The organism is Alistipes sp. ZOR0009, assembly GCF_000798815.1.
In the GTDB taxonomy this organism is placed as follows: domain Bacteria; phylum Bacteroidota; class Bacteroidia; order Bacteroidales; family ZOR0009; genus Acetobacteroides.
In genome coordinates this window covers 1-18,777 of the sequence record NZ_JTLD01000022.1, presented here as the reverse complement: position 1 = coordinate 18,777, position 18,777 = coordinate 1, and the positions used below count along the sequence as shown (strand labels likewise).

20 protein-coding genes and 1 tRNA gene are annotated in these 18,777 nt (G+C 43.0%); 4 read left to right on the top strand and 17 right to left on the bottom strand.

The genetic code is table 11. The annotated features are described in order from the left end of the window. Nucleotides 1–223 precede the first annotated feature (223 nt). The gene (locus L990_RS07585) at nt 224–925 is read right to left on the bottom strand and encodes a 16S rRNA (uracil(1498)-N(3))-methyltransferase (protein WP_047447231.1); all 702 of its coding nucleotides are present in this window, start codon (nt 923–925) and stop codon (nt 224–226) included. A gap of 225 nt (nt 926–1,150) precedes the next feature. Between L990_RS07585 and L990_RS07580 the strand changes: the two genes are divergently transcribed. Continuing rightward, on the top strand, nt 1,151–1,762 hold the full coding sequence (locus tag L990_RS07580; protein WP_047447227.1) for an L-threonylcarbamoyladenylate synthase: 612 nt from the start codon (nt 1,151–1,153) through the stop codon (nt 1,760–1,762). Between the two features lie 44 nt (nt 1,763–1,806). Here L990_RS07580 and L990_RS07575 read toward each other — a convergent pair whose 3' ends face one another. Together L990_RS07575 and L990_RS07570 are read right to left on the bottom strand one after the other, a co-directional pair. Beyond that, nucleotides 1,807–2,121, bottom strand: a complete 315-nt coding sequence (locus tag L990_RS07575) for an RNA recognition motif domain-containing protein (RefSeq protein WP_047447224.1) — start codon at nt 2,119–2,121, stop codon at nt 1,807–1,809. Nucleotides 2,122–2,467: 346 nt separating this feature from the next. Further along, entirely contained in the window at nt 2,468–4,630 is a 2,163-nt protein-coding gene (locus L990_RS07570) for a B12-binding domain-containing radical SAM protein (protein WP_047447221.1), read from the bottom strand. 158 nt (nt 4,631–4,788) lie between these two features. Here L990_RS07570 and L990_RS07565 point away from each other — a divergent pair, with 158 nt between their 5' ends. Next, nucleotides 4,789–5,361: a YceI family protein gene (locus tag L990_RS07565; protein WP_047447215.1), complete on the top strand. Its 573-nt coding sequence runs from the start codon at nt 4,789–4,791 to the stop codon at nt 5,359–5,361. A 99-nt stretch (nt 5,362–5,460) separates the two neighbouring features. Here L990_RS07565 and L990_RS19190 read toward each other — a convergent pair whose 3' ends face one another. The 6 genes from L990_RS19190 to gldF form a co-directional block, all read right to left on the bottom strand. Then, on the bottom strand, nt 5,461–5,928 hold the full coding sequence (locus L990_RS19190; protein ID WP_052180831.1) for an META domain-containing protein: 468 nt from the start codon (nt 5,926–5,928) through the stop codon (nt 5,461–5,463). 45 nt (nt 5,929–5,973) lie between these two features. Next, nucleotides 5,974–6,792: an HAD-IIB family hydrolase gene (locus L990_RS07555; protein WP_052180830.1), complete on the bottom strand. Its 819-nt coding sequence runs from the start codon at nt 6,790–6,792 to the stop codon at nt 5,974–5,976. 134 nt (nt 6,793–6,926) lie between these two features. Continuing rightward, on the bottom strand, nt 6,927–8,057 hold the full coding sequence (gene dnaN, locus L990_RS07550) for a DNA polymerase III subunit beta (RefSeq protein ID WP_047447211.1): 1,131 nt from the start codon (nt 8,055–8,057) through the stop codon (nt 6,927–6,929). Nucleotides 8,058–8,145: 88 nt separating this feature from the next. Then, nucleotides 8,146–9,135 carry a hypothetical protein gene (locus L990_RS07545; RefSeq protein ID WP_047447208.1) on the bottom strand — a complete coding sequence of 330 codons (990 nt, stop codon included), beginning with the start codon at nt 9,133–9,135 and terminating at the stop codon, nt 8,146–8,148. A gap of 92 nt (nt 9,136–9,227) precedes the next feature. After that, complete coding sequence (gene gldG, locus L990_RS07540) at nt 9,228–10,940, bottom strand: gliding motility-associated ABC transporter substrate-binding protein GldG (protein WP_047447204.1); 1,713 nt, start codon at nt 10,938–10,940, stop codon at nt 9,228–9,230. A 6-nt stretch (nt 10,941–10,946) separates the two neighbouring features. Then, entirely contained in the window at nt 10,947–11,681 is a 735-nt protein-coding gene (gene gldF / locus L990_RS07535; RefSeq protein ID WP_047447201.1) for a gliding motility-associated ABC transporter permease subunit GldF, read from the bottom strand. A 77-nt stretch (nt 11,682–11,758) separates the two neighbouring features. On the opposite strand from gldF, the gene L990_RS19920 reads away from it, so the two are divergent. Then, entirely contained in the window at nt 11,759–12,028 is a 270-nt protein-coding gene (locus tag L990_RS19920; RefSeq protein WP_156121425.1) for a hypothetical protein, read from the top strand. A gap of 202 nt (nt 12,029–12,230) precedes the next feature. Here the strand turns inward: L990_RS19920 and L990_RS07530 are convergent, their stop codons facing one another. The 5 genes from L990_RS07530 to rpsF form a co-directional block, all read right to left on the bottom strand. Then, nucleotides 12,231–12,737: a hypothetical protein gene (locus L990_RS07530; protein WP_047447197.1), complete on the bottom strand. Its 507-nt coding sequence runs from the start codon at nt 12,735–12,737 to the stop codon at nt 12,231–12,233. A gap of 158 nt (nt 12,738–12,895) precedes the next feature. Beyond that, the gene (locus L990_RS20560) at nt 12,896–15,379 is read right to left on the bottom strand and encodes a helix-turn-helix domain-containing protein (protein WP_047447194.1); all 2,484 of its coding nucleotides are present in this window, start codon (nt 15,377–15,379) and stop codon (nt 12,896–12,898) included. Nucleotides 15,380–15,478: 99 nt separating this feature from the next. After that, on the bottom strand, nt 15,479–15,919 hold the full coding sequence (gene rplI, locus L990_RS07520) for a 50S ribosomal protein L9 (RefSeq protein ID WP_047447191.1): 441 nt from the start codon (nt 15,917–15,919) through the stop codon (nt 15,479–15,481). A 21-nt stretch (nt 15,920–15,940) separates the two neighbouring features. Then, nucleotides 15,941–16,210 carry a 30S ribosomal protein S18 gene (gene rpsR, locus L990_RS07515; RefSeq protein ID WP_047447188.1) on the bottom strand — a complete coding sequence of 90 codons (270 nt, stop codon included), beginning with the start codon at nt 16,208–16,210 and terminating at the stop codon, nt 15,941–15,943. A 3-nt stretch (nt 16,211–16,213) separates the two neighbouring features. Beyond that, nucleotides 16,214–16,567 (bottom strand): 30S ribosomal protein S6, encoded by a 354-nt coding sequence (gene rpsF, locus L990_RS07510; protein ID WP_047447185.1) that lies wholly within the window; start codon nt 16,565–16,567, stop codon nt 16,214–16,216. A gap of 92 nt (nt 16,568–16,659) precedes the next feature. Between rpsF and L990_RS07505 the strand changes: the two genes are divergently transcribed. After that, nucleotides 16,660–16,866: a bacterioferritin-associated ferredoxin gene (locus L990_RS07505; RefSeq protein ID WP_047447182.1), complete on the top strand. Its 207-nt coding sequence runs from the start codon at nt 16,660–16,662 to the stop codon at nt 16,864–16,866. Here L990_RS07505 and L990_RS07500 read toward each other — a convergent pair. The 3 genes from L990_RS07500 to L990_RS07490 form a co-directional block, all read right to left on the bottom strand. After that, nucleotides 16,863–17,750, bottom strand: coding sequence for a transglutaminase-like domain-containing protein (locus L990_RS07500; RefSeq protein ID WP_156121423.1), 888 nt, complete (start codon nt 17,748–17,750; stop codon nt 16,863–16,865). The two genes, L990_RS07505 and L990_RS07500, sit on opposite strands and share 4 nt — an antisense overlap. Further along, nucleotides 17,735–18,607, bottom strand: a complete 873-nt coding sequence (locus tag L990_RS07495) for a nucleoside phosphorylase (protein WP_047447177.1) — start codon at nt 18,605–18,607, stop codon at nt 17,735–17,737. The genes L990_RS07500 and L990_RS07495 overlap by 16 nt, the downstream gene beginning before the upstream one ends. A gap of 99 nt (nt 18,608–18,706) precedes the next feature. Next, nucleotides 18,707–18,777, bottom strand: a tRNA-Glu gene (locus tag L990_RS07490).

The window sequence follows — 18,777 nt, the reverse complement described above, 5'->3', positions numbered from 1 at the left end:
AACATCTCCACAAAATTTACCATTGATCTCACATGGAATAAATTGATAAATCAACCAACCCAAGCCACAGAGATTCTATTTCAAAAAGTTTACGGGCAAGCAACCTAGCCCTTCAACTAATGAAGAATAAACTGTTTTTGAAGGAAAATGTTGTAAAAAAGGGGAAAAGAGCTGCAACATGTTCAAAAAAAGCAGCTCGCAACAAAATCGTAAATATAAAAAGCTACTGGTTTATAAATGATAGCGTATCACAAGCAACCACACCAGCGGTCTCTGTCCGTAAGCGACTATCCCCTAAAGATATTTCAATAAATCCATTTTGGACTGCCATTTCAACCTCCTCCATGCTAAAATCACCTTCAGGTCCTATTAGTATTAGCGCATTTTCGTTAGGCTCTAACGCTTTCTTAAGTAAAATCTTATTTCCTGCATTGCAGTGAGCGATCAACCTTTTCCCATTAAACGGTAACTTTACCAACTCCTTAAATGAAGTAATTTCGTTGACAATCGGATGAAATGCTTTCATCGATTGCTTTACCGCTGCAGTAACAACTTTCTCAGACCTTTCCTGCTTTACCACTCTTCGCTCCGAATGAAACGATTCTAAAGGCGTGATTTCATCAATTCCTATTTCGGTAACCTTTTCAAGAAACCACTCATATCTATCAATCAGCTTCGTCGGGCCAATGGCAATGTGAAGGTAATAGGGGCGCTTACCATAGTCCTCAATCTTGCTAACAACATCGACCCTACATCGTTTAGGATTAGCATCCGCAATCTTAGCCGTATAAAAGCCACCCTTCCCGTCAACAAGATTTATAGCATCTCCTACCATCATCCGCAGCACGCGCACGCAATGCTTCGACTCCTCTTCGTTTAACGTATAGGTGTTGCCTTCAATGTCAGGAGTGTAGAAGATATTCATTTCATCAGTTTTATACAAAGATAGAAAATATAAGGCCTACGTCAATAACCTTATGTATGCACGGCTTAGAGCATTAAAACTTATCTAGAGGAGCATATTACTTCTAAAAATCTAATTTCCAGAAAAAACAGGCCATTTTTTAGCGCCATTTTTCCATTCAGGTTGTTTAACATATACAACAAAAGATTAAAATTGCTTATCTTACGTCTACTAAAATAAAAGGTAATGCTAATTAAAATTTATCCTCAAAACCCCAATCCTAGAGAAATTGAAAAAGTCGCGGCAATACTCCAAGACGACGGTGTAATAATATACCCCACCGACTCGGTTTATGCCTTTGGATGCAGCTTAAAAAGTAAAAAAGGTTTAGAGCGAATCTTAAAAATGAAAGGAATAAAGCAAAAAGATGTTGACTTTTCTATCATTTGCACAAACTTAAGCAACCTATCTCACTACGCAAAGGTGGACAACGCAACCTTTAAGCTGATGAAAAAAAATCTCCCAGGTCCTTTTACCTTTATACTCCCAGCCTCAAATCGAATCCCTGACACTTTTTTGGACAAAAAAAAGACGGTAGGCATAAGAATCCCTGAAAATCCTATTCCAATAGCAATAACCGAGGCATTAGGTATCCCAATGATAACAACATCGCTCAAAGATGATGACGAGATAATAGAGTACACAACAGACCCAGAGCTCATTTACGAACGCTATGGACATTTAGTCGATTTAACGATAGATGGAGGATACGGTGGCAATATTGGAACGACAGTGGTTAATTGCACTTCCGAAGAATTCGAAATTGTTAGAGAAGGGAAAGGAGAACTTATTGAATAAAAAAAACCGCTCTATGAGCGGTTCTTTTCTATTTTGCTGTTCAATTAGTAGCGTCTTGGGCCACGGTTTCCACCGCCTCTGTTGCCACCACCACCAAAAGAGTTTCTTGGCTTCTCTTCTCTTGGCTTAGCTTCAGATACAGAGATAGTTCTTCCGTCATACTCAACTTGGTTAAGCTCTTCGATAGCACGAGTAGCTTCTTCATTGTTAGCCATTTCAACAAAACCAAAGCCTCTAGAACGGCCAGTAGCTTTGTCGGTAATAACTTTTGCAGAGCTAACTTGTCCGTACTCTTCAAAAAGTTGTGCTAGGTCATCATCGTTGACTCTAAAACTCAAGTTCGAAATAAAAATGTTCATTTGTCAAAAAAAATTAATGCTGATTACCTTTGTTCTCGATGAGTTGTAGATGAGGTCGACGATGACTTTTTCTGGGAGTGCTTTCTTATGAATACTTTCCAAAACAACAATCTGACTTAGCTATAAACTCTGTCGGCAACAAATTCAATTACAAATATCGATTCTTTTTCCTAATAATCAACATTTTTTGAAATTATTTTCTCGAAAAATGTAAATAAAATTTAGACGAATGCAATATATTAACTATAGGACACAAAATAGGCATACAGGCACACATCTAATAACCAAAAACATATCCAACAACACAACAACTACAAAACAAAGACGAGGCTTAATTTATATTTAATTAAACCTGGATTAATCCGTTTTTTCGAAGAGTTTTCCAGACTTTAGAAGACAATAATGCCGCACTACCACCTCCCAAATGCTGATTTGCTAAGGTTTTTAACACATCTACGCCAACAGAATTGTCATTTTCTTCCAGATTTCCAAAAAAATCTTCCCAAAATGCAATTTCTTCAAGCCTAAAGATAACTTCAACCAGCTTGTTTTGCCCAAAAATATGCAGCTTAGGACGACGGCTATCCGTCAACTGCAAATGATAGCCATCTCCAATCCATACAAAACGACCTTGATCGGGCAGCGTATCATTTTTTATAGTAACCAAATATCCTTGGATTAAGGTTGGCGCCAGCTGCGTTCTTCCTACTTTTGCAGAAAACCAACTACTAACCGTTTTTTCAAATCCAACCTTGTGCATATAGTTATAAGTAGCCTTACGCAACCCATCACCAAGCATATCTAAATCGGCGTCAGACTTGTCGACAAAAAACACCTCGTTATTGGCAAATGAATTGCGACCTTTCGAAAGCGAACTTGCGCCATATCTATCTGGATTGCAACCAACAGGACTGTGAACTGTCATTGCAAAACGATGCCAAAATGCAGACTGTATTAGATTTTGCTCAAAAAGTTGACGGACAACTTCTAGAGAATCAATTGTTTCCTGAGTTGTTTCGGTAGGAAATCCGTACATCAAATAAGCATGAACCATTATGCCTGCAGACGAAAAGGCGCTTGTCACCTGCGCTGTTTGCTTAATATCTACACCCTTGTTTATTAAGGCTAGGATTCTATCAGAAGCGACTTCTAATCCTCCAGAGACTGCAACACAACCAGCACGTGCCATTAGGAGGCATAAGTCTTTATTGAAACTTCTTTCGAAACGGACGTTTGCCCACCAACTAACGCTTAATCCTCGTTTCAATATTTCGAGCGAAACCTTTTTAAGTAATGCTGGAGGAGCTGCTTCATCCACAAAATGAAAACCAGATTGCCCCGTCTGGGCGATTACCTCCTCCATCATATCCACAATTGTAACAGGATCGTATGGCTCAAATCGAGCAATATAGTCTAAAGATGTATCGCAAAAAGCGCATTTTGCCCAATAGCAGCCATGAGCCAAAATCAGCTTATTCCAACGCCCATCGCTCCATAATTTTAGCATAGGGTTGGCTGTTTCCACCATATCTAGATACTTATGAGTTGGCAGCTGGCAAAACAAAGGGGCAGGACGATCTGATCCTTTTATATTTAAATGCCCATTATCAACAGCAACCACCTGTCCATTATCCCTAAAGGTTGTTCGAACCAAATCTTGTGCATTCACATTTCCTTTTAGGTGTTGAATTAGACGATGAATAGATATTTCGCCATCATCAAAGAGAAGATAGTCAATATAATCAAAAAGACGAGCATCAGACATACTCCGAAGTTCGGTACTTACATACCCTCCACCCATTAGAATCTTGATGTCAGTATGTGCTTCCTTCAACCACTTCCCACAAATCAATGCCCCATAAAGATTTCCAGGGAAAGGCACAGAAAAACCAACTAATGACGGGCAAACCTCATCCACCTTTTCCTTGAAAATTTTCAATATTAACCCATCAATCAAATTTGACGATGCATCAACCTGCTCCTTCAAAACATCAAAAGAAGGAAGTGCAATGCACAGCGATTCTGCATACCGAATCAGCTCGAAATGAGGAGAAATATTGCGACGAATAAAATCGCTAATATCTTCAATATACAGGGTTGCAAGATGCTTAGCTAAATCAACTATCCCCATTTCCCCAAACGCGTACTCCAAATCGATTGCATTCTTAAAACGATCTCCTTCTGGTAAAAAATTGCGCTTGACGATTCTATTGGCTAGCGACAAATCGTTTCCTCTGAGAAAATTTACAACAGCATCAATGGTATCCTCGTATCTATTGCGAAGCGCCAGCATTTTTGTATCGGCAAAAGTTGATGCACTCGCTACATCAACTGAGTCAAAAACAGAAGCCAACATATTTGCTGTAAACAACCTATCAATTAACTCTATACCTAAATCTAGCTGATGCACTTCGACCTTTTGTTTCGATAAAAAACCAGCAAGATAGGCTGTTGCAGGATAGGGTGTATTAAGCTGTGTAAGCGGTGGAGTTACTAAGAGAGTGCGCATTGCCGTTTCTATATTTAGGATGCAAATATACTAAATGGACAAACGATAATACAGATAATACCATGTTAGAAATATATTTACAGAGCCATTCAACATTTAAAAACAATCCGTGTTATACGCAAACAACTATTTAGAACAGAAAATTAAATACCATCACAATGAAAAACGTGCTTACATTTTTGGTGCTGCTTGCATCAACCACCGCATTTGCTCAACAAAAATGGAATGTTGATCAATCACACTCCACCATTGGTTTTTCAGTTGCCCATCTCGTTGTTTCTGAAGTTGAAGGACGCTTTACCAAATTTGATGGCAATATCGAAAGCGTTAAACCCGATTTTACCGATGCTAAAATAGGCTTTACTGTTGATGTTAACAGCATCAACACCGACAATGAAATGCGCGATAAGCACCTACAAGGCGACGACTTTTTTAATGCTGAAAAATACCCTCAAATGTCTTTTACCAGCACCTCCTTCAAAAAAATAAAAGGAAACCAGTACTCACTCGAAGGTAACTTAACAATAAGAGACGTAACGAAGAAGGTAAAATTTGCAGTAACCTACAATGGAAGCCTAAAAACATCAAAAGGATCTGTTGCCGGATTCAAAGCATCAACAACTATTGACAGAACTGCGTTTAACCTAAAATGGAATAAGCTAACTGAGGCTGGAGGGGCAATGGTTGGCAAAGATGTTACCATCAACCTTAAGTTGGAATTCCATCAATAAATAATACCTGAAGGTAGACTACCATAAGGGGCTTTACTTGTTGCTACAAAAAAGGGGCACCACTATAGAGGCGCCCCTTTTATAATAATAGGTATGCAACTACTCCAAGTTAAATGCTGAAAAAGTAATTATACCCTTATCTGATTTAAACGTAAGTGTTTTGCCACTTACAGCAACAGTTTGAGGAACAGAAAGGGCCTGATGGTAGGCCATCTCTATATCATTAATGATACCATGACATAGCATTTTAGTCGATCCCATTTTACTAAAAGAAAGAACGTTCCCTTTTAAAGTAAAAGAGCCAAAATAGCTGTTACAGCAACGTCCATGAACACGTGAATCCTTCTGGTCAAATACAATGGTCGCCTCGACATCCTTTGGGACCTCCAGCGTTTTACCATCTACTTCCAACTTTTCTATACGCCACGGAGTAGCATAAAGCATACTTTCCGTAAACACAGCAGCCTCAACCTTTGTGCCTTCGTTTTTACCTGTTTTAGCAACCTTTGATGAAGTGCAGCTCGCAAAAAGAGCAACCGCTGCAAGCGAAATAAAAATATACCTCATAACTTTCTTTGTTTTATAAGATAAACACAACTGCCGTGCCAAAAGTTATTTTCGGGCATCACTTAAAAACAACTTAACCGCCTGTGTAAATCCAGAATTAGCCGCATTCGCAACTACCCTGTACTTTTCTTTTAGTACTTCAGGGGCATTCTCAACAACAAAGCTATTAGCTGTAAAATCCAGCATATCAATATCGTTAAAATCGTTCCCTATTGCCATTACATCTCTTTTCGAAACATTAAGCATACCTGCCAGCATCTCCAAAGTATGGCCTTTAGAAACATTTTTTTCAAAAACCTCTATCCAAATATTTTCTTCGTTTATCGGAGAGGTTGTTCTTATTACCTTATAGTCCTCCAAACCCAAAGTAACCTGCTGGTAAAGGTTATCGTCATTGGGAATGAACGCTAATGCTTGGCTAGAATCTGGATAATACCCCTTTTTTAAAGGATGACAGAAATCTGAGTAATGCTTCTGGCGCTCAGAATAGTCAATTATAGGAGCGTCTGTTCCAGAATAGTAAAATTTATGGGTATCTGGAGCGGGGCTGTGCAGCATAAAATCGACGTTATGCCGTAACATGTGCTCTACCAAAAACTTTACTCGGTTAGATTTAATATGCGTCGATATTATAATTTCGCCTGTTCGCCAATTCATTAACCCGACACCTGTCGAAAATATGAGGTAATCGATTGGAAAGGTACGAGGGATATGCTGCAAGATGGCGTAAAAAGAGCGACCTGTCGCAATAACTCTAACAACACCCCTGTTTCCTAACATCTTCAAGGTTTCCAAATCCTGCCTAGACACCTTTCCTCCAGCAGGAAGTATCGTGCCATCCAAATCTGTTGCGACAATTTTCATCAATGGAACTTTTTGTATGAACGACCCAAATTTTAGGTATAAAAAAATATCCAAAAAGACTACCTGCTAATATTGGAACAACCCAACAATATCAAATAATCCCTTTGGATATTTACCAACTGGAGTATGTTATGCTATGCGTTAATCATCATTGGCATTAAAAGCATCAGCGTTTCATCGTGCTCTCCAACCTGTGTTGATGGAAGGATAAGCCCAGCGCGCGATGGATCGGCAAGCTCAAGCATCACCTCTTCGCTTTCCAAATTAGAAAGGATTTCTGAAAGGAAGGTTGACTTAAATCCGATTTCCATATTATCGCCTTCGTACTGGCAGTTTAGACGCTCAATTGCAGAGATGGAGAAGTCTAAATCTTGAGCCGAAACGGTTAGCTGATTTCCGGTTATCTTTAATTTAATAAGGTTGCTTGCCTGATTCGAACAAACAGATACACGGCGTACGCAGTTCAAAAGCTCCGCCCTATCTATTGTAAGCCTATTGGGATTATTGGTTGGAATCACCGAGTTGTAGGCAGGGTAAGTTCCCTCTACCAAGCGGCAAACCAAACGGAAGTTGGTTAGGGTAAATGCAGCGTTTTTTGCATCAAACTCAACCTTAACATCGTTAGATTCTTTAGCCAAAAGCACCTTTAAAAGATTGGCTGGCTTCTTTGGTAGAATAAAAGACGATGCCCCAGAAGGTGTAACATCGGTACGCTTGTAGCGAACAAGCTTATGTGCATCAGATGCTACAAAGGTTGCAGAATCTGTAGTAAAATCGATATTAATACCGTTCATTACCGGACGAAGCTCATCGTCGGCTGTTGCGAAAACGGTTTTGGTAATTCCATCAAAAAGAGCGTCTGCGTTAATGCCAACCTCGAACTTGGTCTCCTCCTTAATGGCTGGAACCTCAGGAAAATCTTCGGCACTTGCACCAGGAATGTTAAACTTACCCTTTTCCCAGCTAATCTCCACATCGAGGTTATCAGGATTTACAATAAACGTAAGAGGTTGCTCTGGAAACTCCTTCAAGGTGTCGGTCAACAGCTTTGCAGGGATTGCAATATCGCCCTCTTCAAGCACATTTTCGATGTGAAGAGTGGTTTCCATAGTCGACTCTAAATCTGAAGCTGTAACCTTTAGCTCATTGTTATGAAGCTTAAACAAGAAGTTATCCAAAATAGGAAGCGTATTCTTGCTGTTAATCACCCTGCTGATAAGCTGAAGGTGGCTCAAGAGTTCGGTGCTGGATACTACAAATTTCATTCCTTATGTGTTTAATTTTCAAACGTATTTTCTGACAATCTTCAGAACTCAATAATACTAAAAAAAAGGGGCATTTACACCCCTTTTCTCAATTAGTTATTAAAAAGAAATTAACATCTTTCAAAAGTAAGTCGTAATCCACCCAATTGGCAATGGCCACCTTGTTGTTATCGTCATATACGACATAGAGCTTATCTCGGTCGAACTTCAGCGGACGGCCAACGGCGTCGTAGTCGTCGCCAACAGGCATCAGGTACAGCTTCAGCAACTGCGTTTTACCATCCGTTTGGTGTATGGTTACCATTGCCTCTGGTTCGGATAGGATCAAGGTATTAAAATCAATAGGATCCATCTTTACCAGCTCCTTAAAGCCTAAGCTGGCATAGAACGACAGGTAGAAGTCGAGCTGCTCGGCATTTACATTCTCCAGCTCGTGCTGGTTGTAGGAGTCGTACACCTTAAAGGCTCCCTCGTTGCCCTTAAATATCTTAAAGCTACGCTCTGGCTTAGCCACGTTATCAACCGTAATGGAGACAATATCGTCGGGATTTAGCGACAGAAGCAGATTTTGGAGCCACAAGGCTGCATCAACGGTTAGCATTGAAGCGACGCTAAAGTTGGTTCCAGGAATGTGCAGCAGGTACATAGCCGATTTCCCGCTAAGCTGTCCAATGGTACCCAGCGGCATGTTTGGTATTTCGGCCACGGTAAACTCGGCCACAACCGTTCCATTAGCCTCGGCAGTTATCAAAAAGCCCTTATCGAGCGCATCGGCAGCAGCCTTGCGCGCCACCTTAGGCAGCGGAGCTTTTACCTCCACATTTTGAAGGAAGAAGAGTAACCGCTGCATCATAGCTGGTTTTACCTTTCCTTTGCCATCTACCACCCATTCGCCATTCTTCTTCTCTAGCACAACCGAGGCGCTATCCTTCTCGATAGTAATTTTGGTAACCAACCCGGCATCTGCTACCGCAAACTGCTTGGAGTCTCTAAAGATGTCGGTAAAGTAGTAAACACCCGTAAAAACAGTGGCTAGCACTACCGCAGCTGCAAGCCCAATAATCAATTTTTTAGACATAAGTTATTTCGCAGTTTTGAGGTACCCCGCGGTTTTGGAAGCATCAGGCGGTAAGCCTGCGTGTGGTGCTATCCCCATAAACCGCTAAAATGCTAGCGGGCGTACCGTCTTTTTCTTAACCATATAAAGGCAGCGCCAAATGCGATTAGCATCAACAGCGGAATTACCGTATTGATGATGATCCACTTACCGCGCTGCGTATAAATTTTGTTCTTATCGAGCAGCCTGATAACTAACTCGCGATTGCGAATTTGCATCAAACCGGTATCGTCGTTTAGGTAGCTTATAACATTTAAAAGGAAGTCTTTGTTTCCGAACTGCTGGTTCATATACCTATCAAATCCTAGCGGATAGGGATGAACACCGTTGGCGTTGCGAACCACATCGTTGCGTATGATGTCGCCATCGGCCACCACCACCATCTTGGTTGGCCGGCTCTTGCCGATGATGCTCGAAGTGCTACCCACCACACCCGTTACCATACGGTTTTGGAATGGCGAGGGGAACTGCCCTTCGAGTAGCACCGCCACCGGAGCCCAAGGACGGTTGAAGTCGCGAGGCTGAAACTTGCGCGTAACCTGCGATAGGCTTACCATCGTAGGGGCCAATGTTTCGCGCGAATACTGCGAGGTAGCCAGCAGCACCGTCTTCTTGACGTCATGCCCTACCCCTACCGTATCTATGCTCGATGGGTACTTGGACATTATGACGTTCAAGTTTTTGGTAATAATGTTATCGTTAGGAGCATTAAGCAGCGGATAGTAGTACCAAGGCGATGGCACAAACTGAGGCTGCGCTCCCGGTGCGGCCATATTTACCGGCACCAGCACGCTTTGCGCATCCTGCAGCACCGATGGGTTGATGCGCACTCCGTAACGGAAGAGCTGATCGTCGAGGTTGTGCTCATTTACCAAACCGAAGGTTACATCTCCTGTAGCAAGGCTATCGTCGTTTACGGTAACCTCATCGACAAACCAAGCAACCTTACCGCCCTTCATAATGTACTGGTCGAGCACCAGCTTATCGGCCTCGCTCCAAGCCCTAGTAGGCTTTGCCACGATTACGGTTTGGAAGGTGTTTAGCACGTTCATGCGGCCAGCAATGGTTATAGAATCGAGGTTGAAGTACTCTGCAAGCGTTTGTAGTGCCCCCTGAGCATGCATGGCATCGAGTTCGCCATGTCCCTGTATGAACCCAATCTTGGGCAGCTTTGTTTTGGTTAGCTTATCGATAGCCGATACAAGGTTGTACTCCAGGTTCTGAAGTCCAATATTGAGGCTCTCCTCGGGAGAAACCCTAGAGTTGTTGGTAAGCAGGTTCACGCCTATCTCGAAGCCGTTGTAGAGCACAATTGCCCCAGGGAATAGCGTACGTTGGTTCATCCCGCCGTCGGCATTATTCTCCTGAATATTAACCGGACGGAGCCCCTTTTCGTACAGGCTAGCAATTAACGTGCTCCTCTTATCACCACCTTCGGCTGCCGGATTGATAAACTCGAACTGCACGTTGCCGTGGCTGTATGCCTGAAACTCGTCGAGCATCTCGCGGATGCTGCGCTTCATCTTTTTGAAGGCAATGGGCATATCCCCATCGAGGTATACCTTGACGTAAACAATATCCTTAATGCCCGCAAGCATCTGCTTGGTAGGCTTCGAGAGCGTGTAGCGCTTATCCGAGGTTAAATCGAGCCGAAAGAATAGGAACGATGCCGCGATGTTGATGGCCACCACGGCCACCAAAAATAGACCCAAACTCTTCAGCGACTTTGCGCGCCTTACATCTTTTATGCGAAACGGTATCTTCATCTTTCCCTATTTCCAGTTACGTGATTGTATTTTTAGCATCGTGGCGTATATAAAAACGCCAATGCTGCTAGCAAAGTAGATGACATCGCGGGTATCAATCACCCCCTTGCTCATCGACTTGTAGTGCTCGTTTATACCAAAGTTCACCACCAAGCTATCCACCGATTTTAGGATGGGAAACGCCCCCAACGAATCGAAGCCAATGTACATGAACAGGCAAAGAACCGCTGCAAGAATAAACGACACGATCTGATTATCGGTTAACGAAGAGGAAAATATTCCAATGGCGGCATAGCTGGCGGCCAAAAAGAAGAGCCCAATAAAAGAGCCCCACAGCGCACCCATATCTACATTACCAACCGGGTTGGCCAGCTGGTACACCGAAAAGAAGTAGATTAGCGTTGGCACCAGCGCAATTACAACCAGCACTACGGCTCCTAGAAACTTCCCCATCACCAGCTGAAAGTCGGTAAGAGGTCGTGTAAGCAGCAGCTCCATGGTTCCCGTCTTCTTCTCCTCGGCAAACGAGCGCATCGTTACCGCTGGTACCAGCAGCAAAAACACCCAAGGTGCAATAAAGAAGAGCGTATCGAGCGAGGCGTAGCCCCCATCGATAACGTTATAGTCGCCTGGCGATATCCACATAAACCAGCTGTTTATGGCCAAGAAAATGCCCACAGCAACATACCCTGTTATGGTGGAAAAGAAGGTGCTTACCTCCTTAAAAAGAATACTTCTCATTATTCCCAATGATTTGAGTACAAAAGTAGCATCTAAAAGTAATTAGCCGAAAGATTAACCTTATAAAATACTACTTTATGAAAGAAAGAATACGAGAGGCACCTACGCCCCCCTCTACCCTACTCAAATGCCTTAGGACAACTCACAAATGGCTTTCTCCTACTCTTCGAGGGTTCTACCGAACCATTCGTTGGGTTCTACCGAACCATCCGTTGGGTTCTACCGAACCATCCGTTGGGTTCCACCGAACCCTCCGTTGGGTTCCATCGAACCCTCGATTGGGTTCTATCGAACCCATCATCTCTCTAGTACGAACCCAAGCAACATCTTCTATAAGCCTCTTCTAGAGTTAATCAGGATATGCAGCAAAGTCTATCGAGCCATAGTATGGGATTACATTCGCCCCAAAACGGAGACAAAGGCAGAAATACCTCACCGTTAGAGTGAGGCACTTGGAGTACTGTTACATATAAAAAAATGGATGTTGGATCGAGACTAAACGTCCTACGAGTATTTTTTAGTATATATCGGATCTATATACCTCTATCGTTAAAGGTCGGCCCCTGTAGAGGCAATGGGCGAATGCGATATCACGCCCTTGATTTTATCGGTAATAAACCGCAGTGAAATTGGCTGATCGAAGATAATATCGACAATAAAAAGAGAATCGGCTCCGTTGTACCGCTCCACAGCCTGCTCGGTTATAAAGAGATGGTTGCCGGTAACCACCCGCCCAAGGTCGCAAACAAACCTCCCTGAGTAGGTAACTACACCATCCTGCAAGGGGATTGCCTCGCGTAGCACCTCTCCAACGCATATCTGCTTACCCTGCAAATTAGAAATAGTAAAGTAGGAAGTATCTCGTCCCTCGGTGGCAATAACTACAGCAGAAGTATCGGCCAAAAAGTTTTTGGAGACATCGATGGTATCAGATTTTGTAAATAGAAAAGCCCGCTTTATTACATATATGGCAGCAGAATCGCTCACCTGTCCGTAAGCGCTGGTTGCCATCCAAGTAGCAAGCAGCACCAGTCCTAACCTAACGCCTCGTTTCATAGCCAACTGTGTTACCACCTTCTGTTGGTAAAAGGTGTAAGGGAGTAACAAAACGGCGGTAAATTTCAGAGATTTAAAGCATTGTAGATTGTTAAATCGAGCCCATTTACAGATAAATTATTACTACTATAGGCTCGTTAACGGAGCATTCAGTTCCATTAGCTGCCAACATTTAGGCTAGCCAACACAAACCGAATCTCGGCATAGGAATAGCCATCACCCAGCGCTGCTTTTAGCTCGGATACGCTTCGGCTCTTAGCCTCGCGCATGCAGCGGGTAATTTCGTCTATGCGCTCCTCGGCCAACAGCGCTTCAACAGCAACATCATCGTTTGCAATCAAGTCGGTTATATGCTTCTCTATGGTCGATCGGGAAAAGTTTCGCTCATCAGCAATCTCCTGTAGCGATCGGCCCTCCCTAAACAGGCGTAGCGTTTCCATTTTGGTATCCACCTTTTGCTTCTTGGGCTCTTCTGGCATCTCCATCTTGTACGCTTTCGAGTAGTCTATGCCCTCGTCATCGCAGTAGTCCATTACAATCTGGACAATCTCAGAGCCAAACTGCCGCACCTTCTTTTCCCCAAATCCTTTTACCCTCTTCAGCGCGTCAACCGATGTTGGAAGCTTATCCAATATCTCGAAAAGCGTCTTCTGCGGCATAATCAGGTAGTGGGGAACATTTAGCTCCTCAGCCTTTAGGTTACGCCAGTTCTTAAGCGCCAGGTACAGCTGCGGGTTAACAATCTCCGACGACACCTTAGAGGGAGTATCCTTTTTAGGAGCAGCCTTATCGATAGCCGAAACAGCTCGGGTATGCAGGTAGTCGGCCACCTTAAACCCTTTTTGGGTAGCTTCAAGGCAAACCAGCTTTTGTCTAACCTCGTTCTCTATACGACCAATCGAGTCTACAATAGACTTCTTCACGGCCTTATTATCAATGTCGATGGCCAAGCTATCAAGCTCATCCACCAAAATGGCATTCACCTTTTCTTTAAAGTAGCCAGCCCCCTTTATGACCCTTTCCTGCAAAAACTCATTTGTCTCCACCTCTTGGGGCATCGCGCAAAACTGCGAAAGCTGGTACTGAAACTTCGCGGCCACATCGGCAATCTCGGTTCTAAAGCGTTCGGCCACCACAGCAAGCGCATTTCTAAGCACATCTCCAGTCGACTCGGCATGCTCCGCAGCCACCTTTCGGGTGTAGCCTAGCATACGGCCAATATGTTCGAATCCAAAAAGATCAACCAGCAACAGCCGCTCGTACTCGCGCTTGCTTGCGGCAAGCTGCTGCTCCGACGGCAAATTTTCCTCCACATGCCTCGAAAAAGAGTCGACGGTAACATCTGTTTTGATGCTGCTAGCCTGAATAGGGCTGCGCAGAACAAGCCCTTCGAGCGTTTTGCAACGGCTAAGCGCCACGTACACCTGCCCGCTGGCAAACGAAAGCTGCGCATCAACAATTGCCCGTTCAAATGTCAACCCTTGGCTTTTATGAATGGTAATTGCCCAGGCCAGCTTCAAGGGATACTGAATAAAAGATCCTATTACCGATTCGGTAATCTCGTCAGTGTTTGGGTCTATGCTAAACTTAAAGCTCTGCCATTCGGCGCGCTGAACCGCAATCGCATCCTCTTCGTTGGGGCATTGCACCCATATTACCTCTTCGTCAATATCTACAATACTACCTATCTTGCCGTTATAGTATAATTTCTCGCGCGAGCTATCGTTCTTCACAAACATCACCTGTGCTCCCTGCTTCAACGTTAGCTCCTTATCGGTTGGGTACGAGTACTCGGGAAAGTCTCCAGATACCGTTGCCGTAAAGCGTACTGGTGCTTCCTTTATGGCATCTAGCTTCTTGCTGTTTATGGATTGCGCCTGATTGTTGTGAGTTGTAAGCGTAATGTAGCGCTCCGACTCGTCGTACTCAAAGTTGGGAATATAGCGTTTATTCAGCTCGGCTAACGTTTCCGTATCTATCCTATTCTCTCTAACCTGATTCAGAATCCGAATAAATCGCTCATCGCTCTGGCGATAGATATGCTTAAGTTCGATAGACACCAGCTCTGTCTGACGCAGAGCTAGGCTGCTAAAGAAGAATACCGTATCGTAGTACGCTCTAAGCAAATCCCACTCGCTATCCTTCACAATGGGAGCCAGCTGCTGCAGGTCCCCAATCATAAGCAGCTGTACACCTCCAAATGGCTTGTACCTATCCCTATACCTCCGTAAAACCTCATCTATGGCATCCAGCATATCAGCGCGCACCATGCTTATCTCATCGATCACCAGCAAGTCGATGCTTCGTATAATATTTACCTTCTCCTTGCTAAACTTATGCTGCGCCGACTGCTTATCAGCATTTACGGGTGGCTCCTCAAAATCGGACACTACACCGGTTCGCTTCGGAATTTGGGGACCAAATGGAAGCTGAAAAAACGAGTGTATGGTTACTCCCCCTGCATTTATGGCCGCAACACCTGTTGGTGCCACTATTATCATCCGCTTTACAGCCTCCCTCTTAAGGTTGTGCAGAAACGTTGTTTTACCAGTACCGGCCTTTCCCGTTAGAAAGATATTCTTGTTGGTATACCTTACAAAGTCGGAGGCAAGCTGCAGCTGTGGGTTTTCCATTTTATCCATTTCAATATGCCTTTTACTACAATCAAAAGTAGCTATAATAACGTAGGTATAAAAAAAGGACCCCCAAAATGGAGGTCCTTCAAATATTTTAAGGTAAGATTACTCAGCGATAACGGTGAAGTTAACCTTAACTTTTACTTCGCGGTGAAGCTTAACATCAGCAGTGTAAGTTCCAATTTCCTTTACATCGCTAACAACAATCATCTTACGATCAATGCTGTAACCTTGAGCCTCTAGAGCTTCTGCGATTTGGATATTGTTTACAGAACCGAAGATCTTACCAGTGTTAGAAACCTTAGCACCAATAGTTAGTGTAAGAGTTTCGATTTTCTTTCCTAGCTCGATAGCGTCGTTCTTAATCTTAGCTTCCTTGTGTGCACGTTGCTTCATGTTTTCAGCGTGAACTTTCTTCGCTGAAGGAGTAGCAACCATTGCCATACCTTGAGGGATAAGGAAGTTATTAGCATAACCGTTGCGAACTACAACGATCTCATCCTTGTGACCAAGGTTTTCTACATCTTGCTTAAGTATGATTTCCATCTCTATTAGTCCTCCGGGTTATTACTTCAACATGTCGGTTACAAATGGAAGCAGCGCAAGATGACGAGCTCTTTTCACTGCCTGAGCAACTCTTCTTTGGAACTTAAGAGAAGTTCCAGTGATGCGGCGTGGAAGAATTCTACCTTGCTCGTTTAAGAATTTCTTAAGAAATTCTGCATCCTTATAATCAACATATTTAATTCCGTTCTTTTTAAAACGGCAATACTTCTTCTTCTTAACGTCTACTGTAGGTGGGTTAAGATATCTGATTTCACTTTGTCCTTGAGCCATGGCTTATTCCTCCGCTTTTTTTTCTACAGATTTGTTACTTCTTCTCTTTACTGCGTACTCTGCAGCGAACTTATCCATCTTGAATGTCAAGAAACGGATAATACGCTCGTCACGACGATATTGAGTCTCTAACTTGTCGATAAGTTCGCCGTTAGCCTTAAACTCAACTAGGTAGTAAAAACCTGTAGTTTTTTTGTTGATAGGGTAAGCCAATTTCTTAAGACCCCAATCTTCTTCATAAACGATTTCGCCACCATTGTCGGCGATAACGCTTTTAAATTTGTTTACCGTTTCCTTTACCTGAGTATCAGATAAAACGGGAGTTACGATGAAAACGGTTTCGTACTGATTTAACATACGATCGTGTTTTTGTTTTGTTAAAATAGGTCGCAAAGTTACGCATTTTTACTTAATTCGCAAATCTTTTCAACCACAGTATTACTATTTATATGATTATTTGCAGCTGTAAGGGCGTAACCAAGTCCGAAATTGTAAAAGCCGTAAAAGGAGGAGCCCAAAATATTGTTGATATACAGATGCTCACCAAAGCATCTACGGGATGTGGCAGATGTAAAGGAATCATACACACCATACTTTCGAAGGAGCTTGAAAACCTCCACGAGCAAAATTCCCAGCTACGGATAAATTTTGACTAGCCAATAATTTTTAGCAGCGCCTCTACACGTGCAACCTGTGCCTCATTTTTTGCCTGATCGTATACAAGCTTAAGATTCTCAAGCACCTTTATAATGGAGGTTCGATTGTCGCAAGGTAGATAGTAGGCATCTATCGGAGTTTCTTTTATTTGATTTAGGTAGTAGTCAATTTCCTTTTTACTAAGAACGCTCCCCCTATTAAACGGATTTATGTAAAAGAGAACGCGCTGCGATACGGGTAACGTATCATCATCTCCGTGGTAGGGGTCTTTATAAGCCAGAATAAAATTCCGTGGTAAGCTTATCCCATAAATCGGCATTCCTAGCTGCTGAGCAATTGCCATGTAAAGAAGCGAAAGACTCAGAGGATTCCCTTTTTTGGTTAGAATTACGTGGTTTAGAGCAAAATAATGTGGCGCAAACAGGTTTAACGGATCGGGAGAATAGTGGTACTCCTCGTACAATACGCGATTTATCACCTTCACTTTTTCAAAAGCGGTCAGGTTGTTATTGATTTCGAGCCAAACCTCCTTGGCCAGCTTATCAACCTGCAGCTGCAGGTCGGAAAGCGGCAGCTCTGGAAAGAGAAGATGCGCCACTAGGTGGGCACCTTCTACAATATCTTTACATCCTTTAGCCAGCCAATTGCGGGCTTCTTCGCCAGCAATATTATCATTAATACGCTGTAAAACTCCCTCAATCAGCTTTTGCTGATACTCGTTGGTCGAATGAGCCCAATACTCTTCGAGTACAGGAATTGCATCTCGACCTAGTTCGTAAAGGCGCTGTGATACCGCTTCAAAAACCTCGGGTGCGGGGTCATCAATTAGCGAAACCAATGCATTTACTTCCTCTTTTAGCATCTTTCTTATGGCAGTAGGCACTTTAGTGTGTTTTCTATCATTTCATTTACAGCGGTCGAGTAGTCCCCCAGCGCTGTTTTGTTAACTCGGTTGGCAATAATGGTACAAATGGTTGTAGCATCATGACCTAGGAGCTTAGCTAAACCTGCTAATGCAGAACTTTCCATCTCGAAGTTAGTAATTTTTACTCCATTATGCTCAAAAGCCTCAATTTTATCGTTAATTTTTTCGTCAGCCAAAGGCAAACGTAGCACGCGACCTTGAGGACCATAGAACCCTGGAGCCGATATGGTTGCTCCTTTCATTGTAAAACCAGAAAAGCGGTCTAAAAGTTCTTTTGAGGAGTAAACAAAATACGGATTAGGTAGCTGAGCGTTCCATCCGGTTTGTTGGATAAATGCGGCTTCTAAATCTAAGGCAGAAATAGCGTCTCTATTTGCATAGAAATTCAGAAGGCCATCAAAGCCAACAGAGATCTCTGAAATAAGCTTAGTTCCCAACGGAATATTCCCCTGAATAGCCCCAGATGTACCCAACCTAACAAGAGTTAGCTTCTTAAATTCTGGCTTAACCGTTCTTGTTGCAAAGTCAATATTTACTAAAGCGTCGAGTTCGTTTACAACAATATCAATATTATCGGTTCCGATACCAGTAGAGATTACAGAAACTCTATGCCCATTATATTTACCTGTAATAGTATAGAATTCGCGGTTGGATACTTTGCACTCAATGCTCTCGAAATAGCCCGCAACTGTCTCAACACGACCAGGGTCTCCAACTAAAATAACAGTATCTGCAAGTTGCTCTGGGAGCAGGTGTAGGTGGTAGATGCTACCATCTTCTCTAATGAGTAATTCTGATGGTTCAATAATTCTCATATGTAAATTTTTTAAGAAAATAGGGGGTAAAGGTAATAAACCGGAGAGACCTACACAAGCAAAATGCAACGAAAAAAGGCTACCGTTTGGTAGCCTTTGTAGTCCATAGGGGAATCGAACCCCTGTTACAAGAATGAAAATCTTGCGTCCTAACCCCTAGACGAATGGAC